This is a genomic window from Vibrio cincinnatiensis (genome assembly GCF_022113815.1).
Classification (GTDB): Bacteria; Pseudomonadota; Gammaproteobacteria; order Enterobacterales; family Vibrionaceae; genus Vibrio; species Vibrio cincinnatiensis_A.
On the sequence record NZ_SGOM01000007.1, the window covers coordinates 1 to 16,551 of the forward strand.

Consider the following 16,551-nt stretch of genomic DNA (forward strand, 5'->3'; position numbering starts at 1 on the left):
AACTCAGAAGTGAAACGAAACAGCGTCGATGGTAGTGTGGGGTCTCCCCATGTGAGAGTAGAACATCGCCAGGCTTTTAATTTTGTATTATAGATAAGTTTAATTATCTATAAGGCGAAACTCTAGCGCTAAAATGATAAGCGAACTAGCAGTTGAAAAGAGATCTGCTGATATAGCTCAGGCGGTAGAGCGCATCCTTGGTAAGGATGAGGTCCCCAGTTCGATTCTGGGTATCAGCACCAGTTATTTAGGTAGTTAATTACCAGTAGAATTTTTCTTGGCGACTATAGCACTTTGGACCCACCTGATCCCATGCCGAACTCAGAAGTGAAACGAAGTAGCGCCGATGGTAGTGTGGGGTTTCCCCATGTGAGAGTAGGACATCGCCAGGTTCATATACTAAGCCCCTGCAGTAATGTAGGGGCTTTTTGCTATATATCGTTTAATGACCAATTGTACTCATAACGAATTCTTCCTGTATAGTGAGAGAGTTCTGGACGATACCTACTCAGATGTTGTAATAGTTGAGCTTTATTACCAAAGTCATCCGCATACCATTTATAGATGGTAGAAAGAATCAAGCTTGATTCTTTGAATTGTGCACCTTTCGTACTGTTAATAAATGCTTGCGCTGCTTCTTCTAACTGACTGTCTATATTTTTCGCCGTAAAAACTTTAGCTTGAAGATTTGGGCACCCTAGACTGGCACAGTTGAGTACATAATGAATCTTGGGGTCTTGCCATATTGGTCTAAGGATACGATGTTCAATATCATTTAAAGTTAGATCTTGTCCTTGAATTGTGATGAGAGGTAAATCCCAGGGACCAAACTGAAACCAGCCTCCAAGTTTAGTAATAGAGGTTAGAGGATAGTTTTCTAAAATAATTTTTACTGTCAGTGCATTATAGAGGTTTATCCAATAAGCATATTGTTCTCGCTTATTCAGCCTTCTTGGATCGAACTGGCTTAGCTGGTTTAAGTAGTTCTGAAGTGTTTCTTGATCATCTTGGCTAACTTGAGCGTAAGCAAATAATGTTTGTTGATCATGTTGAATGAGGTAGTTGTCGAGCATTATTTGCCATGAATGGTGAGAAATAACCATTTGGCTATGTTCATCACTTTTATTCCAGTAATCCCATAAATCAGGTTTAGGTGCTCCAAGAGGTGACTGTGAAAAGCATAAGGCAAGTAGTGAAATTAGGTATTTCATAAGCAATATCAAGGTTATAGTGATAGGTAAAGAAAAGGGCCACCCTTGGCAGCCCTTACGATTTTTTATTTTAAAAAATTTGGTATATTTGCTTCATAAATGGCAATTTTGCTTTCATGCTGCAGCGTTAACCCAATATTATCTAAGCCGTTTAACAAGCAATGACGACGAAATTCGTCTATTTCAAATTGATAGGTTTTTCCGTTTGCATGAATGGTCAGAGCCTCAAGATCAACGGTGATTTGGGCTCCTTCATTAGTGTGTACAAACTGGAAAAGATCATCAACTTCTTGGTCTGTTAAACGAACGGGAACCATCTGGTTATTGATTGAGTTACCATAGAAGATGTCTGCAAAGCTTGGTGCGATCATGACCTTAATTCCATAATCAGCGAGCGCCCAAGGGGCATGTTCTCTTGAGGAACCACACCCAAAATTTTCACGAGCAAGTAGAATGCTCGCTCCTTGATAACGAGGCTCATTCATCACAAAATCAGGGTTGGGTTGGTGACCTTCGTCATCTAAAAATCGCCAATCATGGAAAAGGTGTTTACCAAATCCTATGCGATTCACTTTTTGTAAAAACTGTTTGGGTATGATGGCATCTGTATCGACATTCGCAGCATCAAGAGGAACGACTAAGCCTGTATGAGTTTGGAAACCTGACATATTTCTCTTTCCTCTCTAAATTAGTTAAATTGACGAATATCGACAAAATGCCCAGCAATGGCGGCTGCAGCTGCCATTGCTGGACTCACCAAGTGAGTTCGACCCGCTCGACCTTGTCTTCCTTCAAAGTTTCGGTTTGATGTGGATGCGCAGCGTTCACCTGGGCCTAATCGGTCATTATTCATCGCTAAGCACATTGAGCAACCGGGTAAACGCCATTCAAAACCAGCGTCAATGAAAATTTTATCTAACCCTTCGGCTTCAGCTTGGGCTTTTACTTGCTCAGAGCCCGGCACGATCAGAGCCTGCACGTGGGGGGCGACTTTTTTGCCTTTGGCTACCGCTGCAGCTGCGCGGATATCCTCGATTCGGGAGTTGGTACAAGAGCCAACAAACACTTTGTCCACTTGATAATCAGACAAGGATTTTCCTGCTTCTAGGCCCATATAGGCCAGTGCCTTTTCTGCTGATGCTTTCTCAACGGGATCACTAAAGCTATCAGGTGAAGGAATTTTCTCATCAACAGCAATAACTTGTCCGGGGTTAGTGCCCCAAGTTGCTTGAGGTTTGATCTCTGTAGCATCAAGAGTGACAACTGCATCATATTCAGCGTTTGGATCGGTGACGAGAGTTTTCCAATAGGCAACAGCGGCTTCAAAATCATCGCCTTGAGGAGCAAATTTGCGTCCTTTAATATAATTAAAGGTCGTTTCATCTGGTGCGATCAGGCCCGCTTTCGCGCCAAGTTCAATTGCCATGTTACAGACGGTCATTCGGCCTTCCATGGAGAGATCTTGGATCGCTTCACCACAAAATTCTACAACATAGCCAGTACCACCTGCTGCAGTCGTTTTACCTATGATAGCTAACACAATATCTTTAGCCGTAATGCCAGGTGCAACTTTGCCTTTGACTTCAATTTTCATGGTTTTAGCACGAGCTTGCTTCAGTGTTTGAGTTGCGAGTACATGCTCAACCTCTGAAGTACCAATACCAAACGCGAGTGAACCAAATGCTCCGTGTGTTGCGGTATGAGAGTCGCCACAAACAATCGTCATTCCTGGTAGAGTAATACCAAGCTCTGGACCCATGACATGAACAATGCCTTGATATTTGTGATTTAAATCATAAAGAGTGACTCCAAATTCTGCACAGTTTTTGGAGAGAGTTTCCATTTGGATGCGTGCCATTTCACCGGAGGCATTAATGTCTTTGGTGGTGGTTGATACGTTGTGATCCATCGTGGCGAACGTTTTTTCGACTTGACGAACTTTTCTTCCTTTTTCTCGTAGACCATCAAAGGCTTGAGGTGAGGTGACTTCATGGACTAGATGACGGTCAATATACAGAATCGGGTTTTCACCTTCTGCGGCAACGACCACATGAGCGTCATAAATTTTTTCGTATAAGGTTTTTGCTTTTGACATTGCTTCTTCCTTGAGCTCAATGAGCCAATTGGAGCCGATCTTTGTCGGCTCTAAATACTATGCGTTTAGAATATATCTTGCGATAACATCGCCCATTTCATTGGTTGAGAGTGCGGGCTTTCCACTAGAGAGATCACCCGTCAGTTCTCCAGCTTCAAGTGCTTGGCTCACCGCCGATTCAATCGCTTGCGCGGCTTGTTCTTCGCCTAGACTATAACGTAGCATGAGGGCGGCCGAGAGGATTTGTGCGACAGGGTTGGCGATATTTTTTCCTGCAATATCGGGGGCACTGCCACCGGCTGGTTCATATAATCCAAAATTGCTTTCGTTCATGCTAGCAGAAGGTAACATACCCATTGAACCGGTGATCATCGCACATTCATCGGAGAGAATATCACCAAAGATATTTGAACAAAGCATGACATCAAATTGAGCGGGATCTTTGATTAATTGCATCGTTGCGTTATCGATATACATGTGCGATAGCTCGATATCCGGATATTCTTTGCTCATTTCTGTCACGACTTCACGCCATAAGATAGAACTTTGCAATACGTTTGCTTTATCGATAGAGCAGACTTTTTTACGACGTAAACGAGCGGATTCAAAGGCGATACGAGCAATTCGTTCAATTTCAAAGCGGTGATATACTTCAGTATCAAACGCTTTTTCATTGGCGCCTTCGCCTTCGCGTCCTTTTGGTTGACCGAAGTAAATACCTCCTGTTAATTCACGCACAACGACAATATCAAAGCCTCGTGCAGAAATGTCTGCACGTAGCGGTGAAAATGCTTCTAACCCACGATGAATTTGAGCGGGGCGCAAATTACAAAATAATTGGAAATGTTTACGTAATGGCAGTAAAGCTCCACGCTCAGGTTGATCATTCGGTGGTAAATGTTCCCACTTCGGTCCACCAACAGAGCCAAATAAAACTGCATCGGCTTGTTCGCAAGCCTGCAAAGTTGAATCTGGAAGTGGACAACCATGATTATCGATGGCGATACCACCTACATCATGTTCTTCACGTGTAAACGTTAATGGATACTTCTGTTCAATCGCATCCAGCACTTTATGAGCTTGCTGCATGACTTCTGGGCCAATACCATCACCGGGTAAAACGGCGATCCGGTAATTTTTGTTCGTCATAGTCGTCCTTCTCTAATTTTTATTTAAATTGTGTTTGCTAACGCTAAAATTTATACGGTAGCGATTTTTTTATTCTGTTTTATCTCAGCAATTTGATCGGCTCGATGAATACTGTTAATGACATGAAGCAAGGCTTGTCCTGATGCTTCGACAATATCGGTCGAGACACCGGTACCATGATATTTTCGACCTTTATAGTGAGCGATAATATCGGCTTGGCCTAACCCATCTTCCCCTTCCCCTTTTGCGGTTAGGTCAAATTTGTCCAGTACAATTTCATACCCAGTGACACGATAAATACATTGATAAAGGGCATCGACGGGGCCATTTCCTACGGCGGCCTCACATTTCTCTTCTTCACCACATTGCAGCTTAATCGTTGTGGTTGCCATGATGCTACCCGATTGTACGCTAAGGTAGTTTAATTTATAAAAATCATCTTCTTCACGTAGATTTGAAAAGTGCATTAATGCTTCTAGATCATAATCAAAAACTTGACCTTTACGATCGGCAAGTTTTAGAAAGTCTTCATATAATGCATCAAGGTTATACTCATTTTCGTTATAACCCATTGAATCCATATGGCTCTTAACAGCAGCTCGACCACTGCGACTGGTTAAGTTGAGTACCTGATTTTTTAGCCCGATCGATTCAGGAGTAATGATTTCATAAGTGTTCTTATTTTTTAATACACCGTCTTGGTGAATGCCTGAAGAGTGGCTGAAGGCATTTGCTCCAACAATGGCTTTATTACTTTGAATGGGCATGTTGCACAGTTGGCTAACTAATTTACTGGTTCGACTGATCTCTTCGTGTTGAATGTTAGTGCTAACCCCCAAAAGGTCTTGGCGAGTTTTTAAGATCATGGCGACTTCTTCTAGAGCACAGTTACCAGCACGCTCACCAATACCATTAATGGTCCCTTCTACTTGGCGGGCTCCGGCTTGAACGGCAGCTATGGAATTAGCGACAGACATTCCTAAATCATCATGGCAGTGGACAGAAATTACGGCTTTATCTATGTTCGGAACTCGGTTAAAGAGCGTTTGAATGATGCCACCAAATTCACTTGGAACAGTATACCCAACGGTATCAGGAATATTAATGGTTGATGCACCGGCATTAATGGCCGCTTCCACCATTCGACATAGATTATCAATGGGGGTTCTTCCTGCATCTTCACAAGAAAACTCAACATCATCAGTATAGTTACGAGCATGCTTAACTGCGTGAACGGCCATCTCTACAACATCGTCATAGCTGCGGCGTAGCTTGTCTTGAACGTGGATGGTAGAGGTTGAGATAAAGGTGTGAATCCGAAAAGCCTCAGCCACTTTTAATGCTTGTGCAGCGGCATCGATGTCTTTCTCTACCGCTCGAGAAAGGGCACAAATTCGGCTGTTTTTAATATGTTTGGCGATCGTTTGAACGGATTCAAAATCCCCGGGAGAGGAAACGGGAAAACCGGCTTCAATGACATCGATTCCTAGTCGTTCAAGAGCATAGGCGATTTGTAGTTTTTCTCTTACTGTAAGGCTGGCAGACAATGCCTGTTCACCATCACGTAATGTGGTATCGAATATAATAACTTGATCGCTCATATTGGCTCCCTGATCTCGACAGTTAATCGTTTACTTCCTGAATATACTTATAAAAAAACCCGCATCTCGATGCGGGTTCTATGTAATCTTGTGTGTTATTTTTCTTCCACAATCTACCCGCGCGAATGGTTCACGATAAGGAGTAGGCCCAGCAGGAGAGAAAAACGTGATGTCATCAGTAACATTCCACACTATTAAGTTAACAAATTAGTACCGCACTCAACCTAACACGTCAACCATTAAGTTGCTTTTTTATTCATATCGAATTTATTTTTGTCAAAAATCCACTTAAAACTATTTCATCACTTAGTGAATGTGTGATGAATAATAAAAGTATCGAGGGATGACTCACCGCTCTATAATTAATCAATTGATTAATTAATATATATAGAGCTTTGAATCGTGGAAGAAAGCTTGAGGAAAGTTGGACGCCCCAATAACGTTACCCATGCGAGAGAACGGCTGATTCACTATGCAAGGGAACTGTTTGTTGTTATGCCTTATGACAAAGTCTCTACCCGATTAATCGCTCAAAAAGCGGGTGTCAATATCGCGATGATCCGCTATTACTTTGGCAGTAAAGCCGGGTTGTTTGAAACCATGTTGCGTGAAACCTTTATTCCGATGCAGCAGCAAATGCACAAATTAGTGGTAGAGGGGTCACATAAACACCTCGCTGATTTAATGCGTACTTATTATCGTGAGATGCTCAATGTTCCCCAATTTCCCCGTTTGGTTATGCAAGTGATGCAGATGCCGTCTTCAGATAGCCAGCGGAAGTTAGTAGAAAAAGTGATTTTTGATGTCACTCAACCCGTACAAGAAATCATTTTTGAGAAGCTAAAGCAACAAGGCGTGATTCGCCCAGAGATGGACCCTCAACTTTGTCGAGTTTCTTATATCAGCTTAATGGTATTTCCATTTTTAGCCCCTCCCGCATTATTTGCGGTTCATGGTATTGAGTTGACGGATGAATTTCTAGAACGCCTCTATGAGCATAATATTTTGTTGATGACTCAAGGCTTTATTTTGCCAACAGCCAATAAGGATTGAACGATGATTCTCAATCGTAAACGACTTTTCTTTCCTGTTTTCGCGGTAGGCATCGCGGTGCTGTTTTTTGCCATAAAATTACGCCCGGATTTGCCAATCAAGCCGATCAGCAATCGTGCTCGACTGGTCGAAATTCAGCCATTAGAACAAACCGTTATTGCTCCACTTTTGATTGGGTTTGGGAATGTGGCTCCAAAAGTTGAATGGAAAGCGATTGCTGAAATTTCTGGCAAGGTGGTTTATCGACATCCTCAGTTGGAAAAAGGGCAAATTCTCGCGCAAGGCACCGAGATACTGCGTATTGATCCGTTTGATTACCAGTTAAAGCTGCGTCAAGCGGAGGCTGAGCTTCAGTCCAGTCAAACGTCCTTAATGAAGTTAAATCAGCAGGCGTTTAATTTACAGCAGACATTAATGATTGAGCAAAAGCGCTTAGCACTTAGTCGTGCTGAGTTGGCAAGAACTGAGAACCTTGTTAAAAAAGGGGGGGCTTCTCAGTCAGATCTGGATCAGAGAAAGCTCACCACTCTCGCTCTGCAAAGTGCGGTTCAAGATATTGAAAATCAGCTTTCCTTAATTCCTGATGAAAAACGTGTTGCACAAGCGGTCGTCGATGTGAATCAATGGAAGGTCAAAGAAGCTGAGCGGCAGTTAGAGAAAACTCGAATTATTTTGCCTCAAACATTGCGTATTGCTCAGGTGGATATTGAAGAGAGTCAGGTCGTAAATACTCAACAAATGATGGTTGTGGCTCATGGTCTTGACGTGATGGAGGTTGATGCGCAGTTCTCTCTTCACGATATGCAGACACTTTTTTCAAGCTTTGCTGGTATCGATCAAAATCAATGGCTTTTACAACAAGAGATGCCATTAGTCACTTCGATGGTTGAATTAAGCAGTGGTCATTTTACCGCTCGTTGGCCTGCTCAAGTGATGCGAATCAGTGAAGCCGTGGCTCCAGCCCAAGCTACTGTAGGGGTTATTCTTGAAATCACTCAAGAGCCTGACACGTTTACCTCAGGCCGCCACCCTATGCTTTTAAATGGTATGTTTGTGAAAATAACCCTTGAAGGGCCGTCACATCGAGCTTGGGTCATTCCTGAACATGCCCTACATGGGGATAAAATATACCTTATGGATGATGATCAGCGATTGAAGATTCTACCTATCACTGTTCGTTATCGGCGAGCGGATCAGGTCGTGATTAGTGGTGATCTTAACTCAGGTCAGCGCTTAATTTTGAATGATCTTTTACCTGCGGTTGAAGGTATGTTACTGCGTGAAAATCAGGTTGAGGGAATAGACGGATGATTGCCTTCTTTGCTCGCCATCCCACCGCGGCAAATTTATTAATGGTTTTTTTGCTGATGCTTGGCTTTGTGTCATTACCGAGTATTAAACGTGAGACTTTTCCTGAATTTACCCCTCTTTATTTGTCCGCCAGCATTGTTTATCCCGGAGCGTCTCCACAAGAAGTGGAGGAGAGCCTATGTTTGCGAATGGAAGATGCGGTTGATGGGTTAGCAAATATTGAGGAAACACGGTGTGAAGCGGTAGAAGGACGTGCTCGCTTGATCCTTAAACTTAAGGATCAAAGTGACATCGGTCGAATGTTGGTTGATGTTCAAACGCAAATTAATGCCATTAATGATTTTCCTACAGAAATTGAGTCGCCGATAGTACAAGAGATTGATTGGAATGAGCCTGTCGTGGATGTGGCTATTATGGCGAATCTTCCTTGGCCTGAGCTTAAATCTTATGCTGAGCAGCTAAAACGGATACTAAAGCTCGACTATGACGTTTCTCTGGTGACGCTCAGCGGCTTCTCCGATCATCAATATCGAGTGGAATTGAATATGCAAGCTATTCGCCAGCTAGGGCTGAGTGTGGGGGATATTGCAGATCAGATAGGTAAGCAAAATATTAAATTGCCGAGTGGCAACCTTGAGACAGTAGAAAAGAACTTTTTAATTCGTTTTGATGAACGCCGCATCACTCCCGATGAACTTAAAACGATTGTAGTAGCGGCTGGAAACGATGGTTCACTGATCCATCTGGGAGAGATTGCCACCATCACTGATCGTTTCGAATTAGATGAACAAAAAATCTTGTTTGATGGTCATCCTTCAGCACTACTGAAAGTCAGTAAAAACAAACAAGATGATGCATTGAGAATCAAAGAGAGAGTGAGCCAATTTGTGGATGATCAACAACGGCTTGCGCCAGAGGGCATCACCTTAGCCATGACGAATGATCTTTCGTCGGTACTGTGGGATCGCCTTTCTATGATGGTTCGTAACGGCTGGCAAGGCATTATTCTTGTCTTCGCTACCATGTGGCTATTTTTTAGTTTTCGTTATTCATTTTGGGTTGCTGCAGGGTTGCCGGTTGCATTTCTCGGTGGTCTATTTCTAATGGCTCATTTAGGGTTATCCATTAATGTTATGTCATTGGTGGGCTTGCTGATGGCAATCGGGATCATGATGGATGATGCCATTGTCATTGCAGAGTCGGTGGCCTCTCATATTGAACGAGGTCAAAAAATTGAAGAAGCGGTAATTAATGGGGTTAAGAAAGTGATGCCGGGGGTGGTGTCTTCTTTTCTGACGACGCTGTGTATCTTTGGCAGCTTACTTTTTTTAGAAGGAGAGATGGGGGCGGTTCTAAAAGCGGTGCCTCAAGTCTTAATTTTGGTCTTATCTCTCAGTTTAGTCGAAGCTTTTCTGATTTTACCCAATCACCTCGCTCATTCTCTTAAACAAACTCACAAAGTATCGGTACCGTTGAGACTTAAGGTTCGGTTGCTGAAAGAGTTTGATGCCTTTCGTCATACCACTTTAGTCAACGCTGTCGAAAAAGTGGCGCAGTTTCGTTACCTATTTTTAGGGGGCGTGTTATCGACTTTGTTGATATCTATCGCTTTAGTGGTGGGTGGGGTGGTGAAATTTCAACCTTTTCCAGAGTTGGATGGTGATGTGGCAGAGGCTCGTATCCTTCTTCCTCCTGGTTCATCCTTATCGCAGACGGAGCGAGTCGTTGATCAGGTTGTTGAGGCGGCTAAAAGGCTGAACCAAGTGTGGAGTGAGGAGGCAGAAGAAGGAAGAGATTTAGTTGAACACATCACCACTCAATTTAATGTCAATAGCGATGCGAGTGAATCTGGCCCTCATTTAGCCACCGTTAAGTTAGATCTACTGGGAGCAGAGCTGCGTAATAGTCAAATCGATGATTTTATTCATGCGTGGCGTGAAACTGTGGGAGAGTTGGCTGAGCCCATCGCTTTGGTTTTTAAACAACCCACCATGGGCCCGGGTGGACGAGCGATTGATATACGAGTTCAACATGATGATTTAACGACTCTTAAATCGGCATCATTGGATATCCAACAGTATCTTAACGGGCTGGATGGCGTATTGGGTATATTGGATGATATGAGAATGGGCAAAGAAGAAATACGGGTTCAACTTTCACCAGGCGCTGAACGTTATGGTGTTAATGGCCAGATGGTCGCAGCTCAACTTCGGTCCGCTTTTTTCGGACAAACTGCCGATGATATTCAAATAGGTGTCGAAAATATTGCTATCGATGTGCGTCTGAATAAAACGGAAGCGAGCGATCTTCAGCAATTGGCTAATTTTCCTATCATAATGTCTGATGGAAGCCAGATTCCACTGGCTACGATTGCTCGTTTACAGTTCCAGCGTAATTATGTGAGGATTCAACGTATCAATGGTCTGAGAACCGTGAGTGTGTTTGGCGATGTGGATAATCACAAAGTCAGTTCTTCGGCAATTATTCATCAATTTCAGCGTGATGAAGCCCCTCGTCTTGTGGCTAAATATCCTGGGTTACGCTTTGATTTTGAGGGAGAAGCGAAAGATACCGCCAAGACTGGCCGCTCAATGATTAAAGGTTTTCTTATCGGTTTATTTGGTATTTTTGCTATTTTGAGCTATCAATTCCGCAGTTATTTAGAACCCTTTGTTGTCATGTTAGCGATTCCTCTCGCCTTAATTGGTGTCATATGGGGCCATTGGTTATTGGGTTATCCACTGAGTATGCCGAGTATGATGGGGTTTGTTTCTTTAGCTGGAATTGTTGTTAATGACTCAATCCTATTGGTGCAATATATTCGTCATCATATTGATGAGGGGCTGTCGCTGCATGATTCGGTAGTACAAGCCAGCCGAGAGCGTTTTCGTGCGGTCTTTCTTACCTCAATGACCACCGCCGCGGGGTTACTGCCTTTACTCTCAGAAACCAGCTTACAAGCGCAAGTGATCCAGCCGCTGGTAGTGGCTATTGTGTTTGGTATTTTTGCCTCCACGCTTTTGGTACTCTTTATGATCCCTGCTGCGTACCTTGTCCTATCCGATTGGGGCTGGGTTCGAAAATAGGGATGACTGTTTAAGTTTTCTTCGTCGATGCGTCTTGATGGATTTTGCCACTTTTGTGGTTAAATTCATCGATTCACCAAAAAACAGTCACAGACCTGTCATCTATCTTACCTATGTTGAAAGGGTAGAACCCAATCAAGGAGGGGGGATGCATGCGTGCAATTGAACCGATTGCTAAATTAGATTTAGCCTTTTCTGTTTTTTGTCTACATCATAAATTTAACCAACCTATCGCCAGAGTTAGCAAAGCGATTTCTCATACTGGTGACGGGCATCTATACTTAATGTTTGGGCTGCTCGCTTGGGTGGGCGATGGCTTAAATGGAGCGACTTTTTTAACAGCTGGACTCATCGCATTTGCAATCGAGCTACCAGTATATTGGGGGCTTAAAAATAGTTTTCAGCGCCGTCGACCGGAAGACTTCTCACCGTTACTAACGGCATTTATCACGCCATCCGACCGATATAGTTTACCATCAGGGCATACCGCTGCTGCTTTTTTAATGGCAGTCTTAATTGGTCATTTCTATCCCCCTTTGTTCTTTCTGGCTTTATTATGGGCAGGGTTGATAGGCACCGCTCGCATCTTGCTTGGCGTACATTTTCTCACGGATGTCATTATTGGTGCGATACTTGGGGCCAGTTGTGCCATGCTATCACTCTCTCTAATGGAGGGATGGATTTGAGAATTCTATATGGCGTCCAAGGAACGGGTAACGGTCATATTACTCGCGCCAGAGCAATGAGTCAGGCTTTTACACAACGCAATGTATCGGTTGATTTTTTGTTCTCCGGAAGAGAGAGAGCCGATTATTTTTCCATGGAGTGCTTTGGTGATTTTCATACTCGACGAGGTTTAAGTTTTGTTACTGAGCGGGGGCATGTGGATTATTTAAAAACGGCTATGCAGACCAACCTGTGGACTTTTTTTCAGGAAGTGAAGCGATGCGATCTTTCGGGGTACGACTTAGTTATTAATGATTTTGAACCCGTTAGCGCATGGGCGGCAAAGTTCCAATCAATACCTTGTATCAGTTTGAGTCATCAAAATGCTTTTCGTTATTCTGTGCCACTTAAGGGGGCGACTTGGCTTGATCAAGCGATTTTGCAGCATTTTGCTCCAGCTGATCATCACCTAGCTCTTCATTGGTATCACTTTAATCAATCCATTTTACCCCCCATCGTTCATACACCATTATCGCCGATTGGTGGACATGATAGTTTTATCTTGGTCTATCTGCCATTTGAGGAGAGACATCAAGTCTGTGAATTGTTGAGCCGCTTCTCTCATCATCAATTTGTGTGTTATCACCCGACCATCTTGGAAGAGAGTACGGTCGAAAATATCGAGTTAAAACCTTTGTGTCATCGCTCTTTTCAATACCACTTACACCGATGTAATGGCGTGATTGCGAATGGAGGGTTTGAACTGCCTTCAGAAGCGTTATCACTCGGCAAAAAATTATTATTAAAACCCCTTGCAGGTCAGTTTGAGCAGCAGAGTAATGTGGCGACATTAGATCTATTAGGGCTAGCCAACAGTATGGAGTTTTTGGATGCCTCTGCCATTAGCCAGTGGCTTAACGAGTCCCATGCTGAGCGAGTTACCTATCCAGATGTTGCCAGTGCGGTGGCTGATTGGGTCATTAATGGTGCATGGAATGATCATTCTGAGTTATGTGACCGGTTATGGCAGCAAGTCGACTTTCCAAGTTATGCGGTGATTAATTAGCTCTAAAATATATTACCCATCCTCTCTTATCTTTGCTGTGAATATTAGTTTTTGCCCATACTAGCATTCATTCGCCTCATCAATGTTTTATAAAAACCGCTATAAAAATATTTTTTATCTTTTTTATAAAAAGCTAATATTTTGAAATATATTGGATTTTTTTCTAACTGGGTAAAATTTACTGACTTTTTATCAATCGTGTTGCTATTCAACAAATGAATGGTTGATAGTACGACTCAGCCAGAAACTATCTGGATAATAAATAATTCGGTTTTCTATTCGCCAATCTGATTTGAACTTGTCACCAGTGACGAATTGAATAATAAAAAAGAGGCGTACTTAATGCTTAACAATAAAAAAGATCCGATAAGCGCGATTGCTAGCTATCGTATGGAAAGCACTTTGCGAAGTGTCGATTTGAACCTACTCACCGTGTTTGACGCGGTAATGCAAGAGCAAAATATTACTCGTGCTGCTCATAATTTGGGTATGTCTCAACCTGCAGTGAGTAATGCGGTTGCTCGACTAAAAGTCATGTTTAACGATGAGCTTTTTATGCGCCAAGGTCGTGGTATTCAGCCGACTCAGCGTGCTCGCCAACTGTTTGGTCCTATTCGTCAAGCATTACAATTAATTCGTAATGAGCTACCTAGTTCAGTCTTTTCTCCTGAAAGCTCAACACGTTTATTTAAATTGGCCATTTGTAGCCCTTGTGACATTCGTTTTGCCCCTAAAATTATGGCGAGCATTCATGAGCAAGCGCCTCATGTACAACTGCATTTAGACGCTGAATTTGATCGTAAATTGGCTGAACGTATGCGCTATCAAGAAATTGATTTTGTGATTGATTATGCTCGTTTTGACGAACAAGGTTTTTCTAGCACAGAAATTTTCCAAGATGAATTGGTGGTGGTTACAGCCAAATCTCATCCACGAATCCAAGGTTCAGTCTCTCGTGAGGCATTAGTGGCTGAGCAACATGCTAAATTGTCAAAAGTTCATGGGCAACGCAGCTTCTCTGAGCAAGCGTACCGTGATCTTGATTGTCATCCGAGCTATGAAGGCACCAGCTTAAGTAATGTACTTTATGTGGTAGGGCAGTCTGAATTAGTGACGATCGCTCCACGTTGGATGGTTGAACATGCGGCGAATAAAGATCAGCTACAGATTCTGAGCTTCCCATTTGAAAATGCCAGCATCAATGGTTACCTAAGCTGGCATGAATCTAGCGAGAAAGATAAGGGTCACATTTGGTTGCGAGATCAACTGATGGTGACTTGTGGCGAAGTCGTTGCTCTGAAGTAACACTTATTCGTACTTTACTTTGACCTTAGGTTAGGGAAAGTTCTGACCTAAGGTTTTTTTATTTTTGTCGCACTGAGATTTTGTAAAAGTTTGATACGGGTCAGTTGTCTTTTGACATCTTGAATGTACACTTGTGCGCTCAAAATACAGCTTACAAGTGTAAGCCAAAGGTAAGAGAAATGGTCAATTTAGATTTTCATATTGTCAAATGCATTAAAGAGCAAGTCTCTCTTGGCGGAAATCGTATTGCGTTACGACATAAAGTAGATAACGAGTGGCAAGGGATCAGTTGGAATGAGTTTGGCCAGCAAATTGATCAGGTCTCTTTAGCTCTATTATCTTTTGGACTGGGTATTCAAGATAAAATCGGTATCTTTTCCTCCAATATGCCGAAATGGACGATTGCTGATTTTGCTGCTTTACAAGCTAGATTAGTCACGGTGCCTATTTATCCCACCAATACGCCAGATCAATCGGCTTATATCTTACAAAATGCAGATGTAAAAATTCTGTTTGTGGGGGATCAACCACAATATGATGCGGCATTGTCGATTTTTGAACAGTGTGAACAGCTGCAACTAATTGTGGTTATGAATGATCAGGTTGATCTGAAAGGATTCGTGCATGCCTTCTCTTGGGAAGATTTTATTGCACAAGGCTCCGCTCTCCAAGAAGCAGAGTTAACTGCGCGTTTGGCGGCTGCAAATTATGATGATCTTTATACCTTGATTTACACCTCGGGTACGACAGGGCAACCTAAAGGGGTCATGATCGATTATCGAAATATCGGCGCTCAATTGGAAGGGCATGATCAACGGTTAAGCCTATCTAGTCAGGATATCTCTTTGTGCTTTTTGCCACTTTCCCATGTTTTTGAACGAGCTTGGACCTGTTATGTTCTCTATAAAGGGGCAACCAATTGTTATTTACAAGAGGTGGGATTAGTCCGCGAGGCATTATCGGAAATTCGGCCAACCGTCATGTGTGCCGTACCGCGTTTTTACGAAAAAATCTTCTCTGCCATACATGAAAAAGTAGCGAAAGCGCCATTTCATCGTAAAGCTCTGTTTACTTGGGCGGTGAACATGGGGGCGAAGATGGCGTTATGCAAACAAGAAAAACGCCAGCCGTCGTTTTTCTTACAGTACAGCTATGGTTGGGCGGATAAGTTAGTTCTATCAAAGCTGCGTGGATTGCTTGGTGGTAGAATTCACTTCATGCCTTGTGGTGGTGCTAAATTAGATGAGACGATTGGTCGCTTTTTCCATGCCATTGGTATTAACGTCAAGCTCGGTTATGGCATGACTGAAACCACGGCCACAATTTCTTGCTGGGATGATCATGTTTTTAATCCCGATTCGATTGGACTCTCCATGCCGGGAGTTCAGGTTAAGATCGGTGCGAATAATGAAATTTTAGTGCGTGGGCCGATGGTGATGCGTGGCTACTATAAAATGCCGGAAGAGACAGAACAAAGCTTTGATGAACACGGTTTTTTAAAAACTGGCGATGCGGGGTATATCGACGAAAAGGGTAATCTCTTTATCACCGATCGTATTAAAGAGTTAATGAAAACATCGGGCGGAAAATACATCGCACCGCAAGTCGTTGAAGGCGCGATCGGTAAAGATCATTTTATAGAACAGATTGCTGTGATTGCCGATACCCGTAAATTTGTTTCAGCTCTGATTGTTCCTTGTTTTGATACGCTTGAAACGTATGCCAAAGAGTTAAATATCAAATATCATGATCGGATTGAATTGCTTAAACATAATCAAATCATTGAGTTATTTGAAAAACGAGTCAATGAACTTCAACAAGGCTTAGCAAAATTTGAGCAAGTAAAGAAATTTAAATTACTGCCAAAAGCTTTTTCTATGGATGAAGGCGAACTTACACCAACACAAAAGTTGCGCCGTAAAGTGATTAATGATCGATATCAGCAAGAAATCGAAGAAATGTATCACGATAAACCCAAAGATTAGCGGCTTTTTTATTCCATCGACCA

12 protein-coding genes, 1 tRNA gene and 1 rRNA gene are annotated in these 16,551 nt (G+C 42.7%); 9 read left to right on the forward strand and 5 right to left on the reverse strand.

The window, feature by feature from the left end:
- The first annotated feature begins 166 nt into the window (after nucleotides 1-166).
- Together EXA13_RS10095 and rrf are read left to right on the forward strand one after the other, a co-directional pair.
- Nucleotides 167-242: transfer RNA gene (locus EXA13_RS10095), tRNA-Thr, on the forward strand.
- 34 nt (nucleotides 243-276) lie between these two features.
- Nucleotides 277-392: ribosomal RNA gene (gene rrf, locus EXA13_RS10100) — 5S ribosomal RNA — on the forward strand.
- Nucleotides 393-431: 39 nt separating this feature from the next.
- On the opposite strand, the gene EXA13_RS10105 is transcribed toward rrf, so the two are convergent.
- The 5 genes from EXA13_RS10105 to leuA all read right to left on the reverse strand — a co-directional run bounded on the left by EXA13_RS10105 (nucleotide 432) and on the right by leuA (nucleotide 6,056).
- Nucleotides 432-1,211 carry a DUF547 domain-containing protein gene (locus EXA13_RS10105; RefSeq protein ID WP_238133072.1) on the reverse strand — a complete coding sequence of 260 codons (780 nt, stop codon included), beginning with the start codon at nucleotides 1,209-1,211 and terminating at the stop codon, nucleotides 432-434.
- 65 nt (nucleotides 1,212-1,276) lie between these two features.
- The gene (leuD, locus tag EXA13_RS10110) at nucleotides 1,277-1,879 is read right to left on the reverse strand and encodes a 3-isopropylmalate dehydratase small subunit (protein ID WP_238133073.1); all 603 of its coding nucleotides are present in this window, start codon (nucleotides 1,877-1,879) and stop codon (nucleotides 1,277-1,279) included.
- A 20-nt stretch (nucleotides 1,880-1,899) separates the two neighbouring features.
- Nucleotides 1,900-3,306 carry a 3-isopropylmalate dehydratase large subunit gene (gene leuC / locus EXA13_RS10115; protein ID WP_238133074.1) on the reverse strand — a complete coding sequence of 469 codons (1,407 nt, stop codon included), beginning with the start codon at nucleotides 3,304-3,306 and terminating at the stop codon, nucleotides 1,900-1,902.
- Nucleotides 3,307-3,363: 57 nt separating this feature from the next.
- A complete protein-coding gene (gene leuB, locus EXA13_RS10120; RefSeq protein WP_238133075.1) occupies nucleotides 3,364-4,455 on the reverse strand; it encodes a 3-isopropylmalate dehydrogenase in 1,092 nt (363 codons plus the stop codon).
- Between the two features lie 50 nt (nucleotides 4,456-4,505).
- The gene (leuA, locus tag EXA13_RS10125; RefSeq protein WP_238133076.1) at nucleotides 4,506-6,056 is read right to left on the reverse strand and encodes a 2-isopropylmalate synthase; all 1,551 of its coding nucleotides are present in this window, start codon (nucleotides 6,054-6,056) and stop codon (nucleotides 4,506-4,508) included.
- Between the two features lie 402 nt (nucleotides 6,057-6,458).
- Between leuA and EXA13_RS10130 the strand changes: the two genes are divergently transcribed.
- The 7 genes from EXA13_RS10130 (at nucleotide 6,459) to EXA13_RS10160 (ending at nucleotide 16,528) form a co-directional block, all read left to right on the forward strand.
- Nucleotides 6,459-7,109: a TetR/AcrR family transcriptional regulator gene (locus tag EXA13_RS10130; RefSeq protein WP_238133077.1), complete on the forward strand. Its 651-nt coding sequence runs from the start codon at nucleotides 6,459-6,461 to the stop codon at nucleotides 7,107-7,109.
- Nucleotides 7,110-7,112: 3 nt separating this feature from the next.
- Nucleotides 7,113-8,420 (forward strand): efflux RND transporter periplasmic adaptor subunit, encoded by a 1,308-nt coding sequence (locus EXA13_RS10135; protein WP_238133078.1) that lies wholly within the window; start codon nucleotides 7,113-7,115, stop codon nucleotides 8,418-8,420.
- On the forward strand, nucleotides 8,417-11,506 hold the full coding sequence (locus EXA13_RS10140) for an efflux RND transporter permease subunit (protein WP_238133079.1): 3,090 nt from the start codon (nucleotides 8,417-8,419) through the stop codon (nucleotides 11,504-11,506). Before EXA13_RS10135 ends, EXA13_RS10140 begins: the two co-directional genes overlap by 4 nt.
- Nucleotides 11,507-11,658: 152 nt before the next feature.
- Complete coding sequence (locus EXA13_RS10145) at nucleotides 11,659-12,192, forward strand: phosphatase PAP2 family protein (protein WP_238133080.1); 534 nt, start codon at nucleotides 11,659-11,661, stop codon at nucleotides 12,190-12,192.
- Complete coding sequence (locus EXA13_RS10150; RefSeq protein WP_238133224.1) at nucleotides 12,189-13,238, forward strand: MJ1255/VC2487 family glycosyltransferase; 1,050 nt, start codon at nucleotides 12,189-12,191, stop codon at nucleotides 13,236-13,238. The genes EXA13_RS10145 and EXA13_RS10150 overlap by 4 nt, the downstream gene beginning before the upstream one ends.
- A 342-nt stretch (nucleotides 13,239-13,580) precedes the next feature.
- Complete coding sequence (gene leuO / locus EXA13_RS10155) at nucleotides 13,581-14,543, forward strand: transcriptional regulator LeuO (RefSeq protein ID WP_238133081.1); 963 nt, start codon at nucleotides 13,581-13,583, stop codon at nucleotides 14,541-14,543.
- Between the two features lie 179 nt (nucleotides 14,544-14,722).
- Nucleotides 14,723-16,528: an AMP-dependent synthetase/ligase gene (locus EXA13_RS10160; RefSeq protein WP_238133082.1), complete on the forward strand. Its 1,806-nt coding sequence runs from the start codon at nucleotides 14,723-14,725 to the stop codon at nucleotides 16,526-16,528.
- The last annotated feature ends 23 nt before the right edge of the window (nucleotides 16,529-16,551 follow it).

Coding starts and splice junctions, on each gene's coding strand:
- EXA13_RS10105 (WP_238133072.1), bottom strand. CDS start 1,211: ATGAAATACCTAATTTCACTACTTGCCTTATGCTTTTCACAGTCACCT.
- leuD (WP_238133073.1), bottom strand. CDS start 1,879: ATGTCAGGTTTCCAAACTCATACAGGCTTAGTCGTTCCTCTTGATGCT.
- leuC (WP_238133074.1), bottom strand. CDS start 3,306: ATGTCAAAAGCAAAAACCTTATACGAAAAAATTTATGACGCTCATGTG.
- leuB (WP_238133075.1), bottom strand. CDS start 4,455: ATGACGAACAAAAATTACCGGATCGCCGTTTTACCCGGTGATGGTATT.
- leuA (WP_238133076.1), bottom strand. CDS start 6,056: ATGAGCGATCAAGTTATTATATTCGATACCACATTACGTGATGGTGAA.
- EXA13_RS10135 (WP_238133078.1), top strand. CDS start 7,113: ATGATTCTCAATCGTAAACGACTTTTCTTTCCTGTTTTCGCGGTAGGC.
- EXA13_RS10140 (WP_238133079.1), top strand. CDS start 8,417: ATGATTGCCTTCTTTGCTCGCCATCCCACCGCGGCAAATTTATTAATG.
- EXA13_RS10145 (WP_238133080.1), top strand. CDS start 11,659: ATGCGTGCAATTGAACCGATTGCTAAATTAGATTTAGCCTTTTCTGTT.
- leuO (WP_238133081.1), top strand. CDS start 13,581: ATGCTTAACAATAAAAAAGATCCGATAAGCGCGATTGCTAGCTATCGT.
- EXA13_RS10160 (WP_238133082.1), top strand. CDS start 14,723: ATGGTCAATTTAGATTTTCATATTGTCAAATGCATTAAAGAGCAAGTC.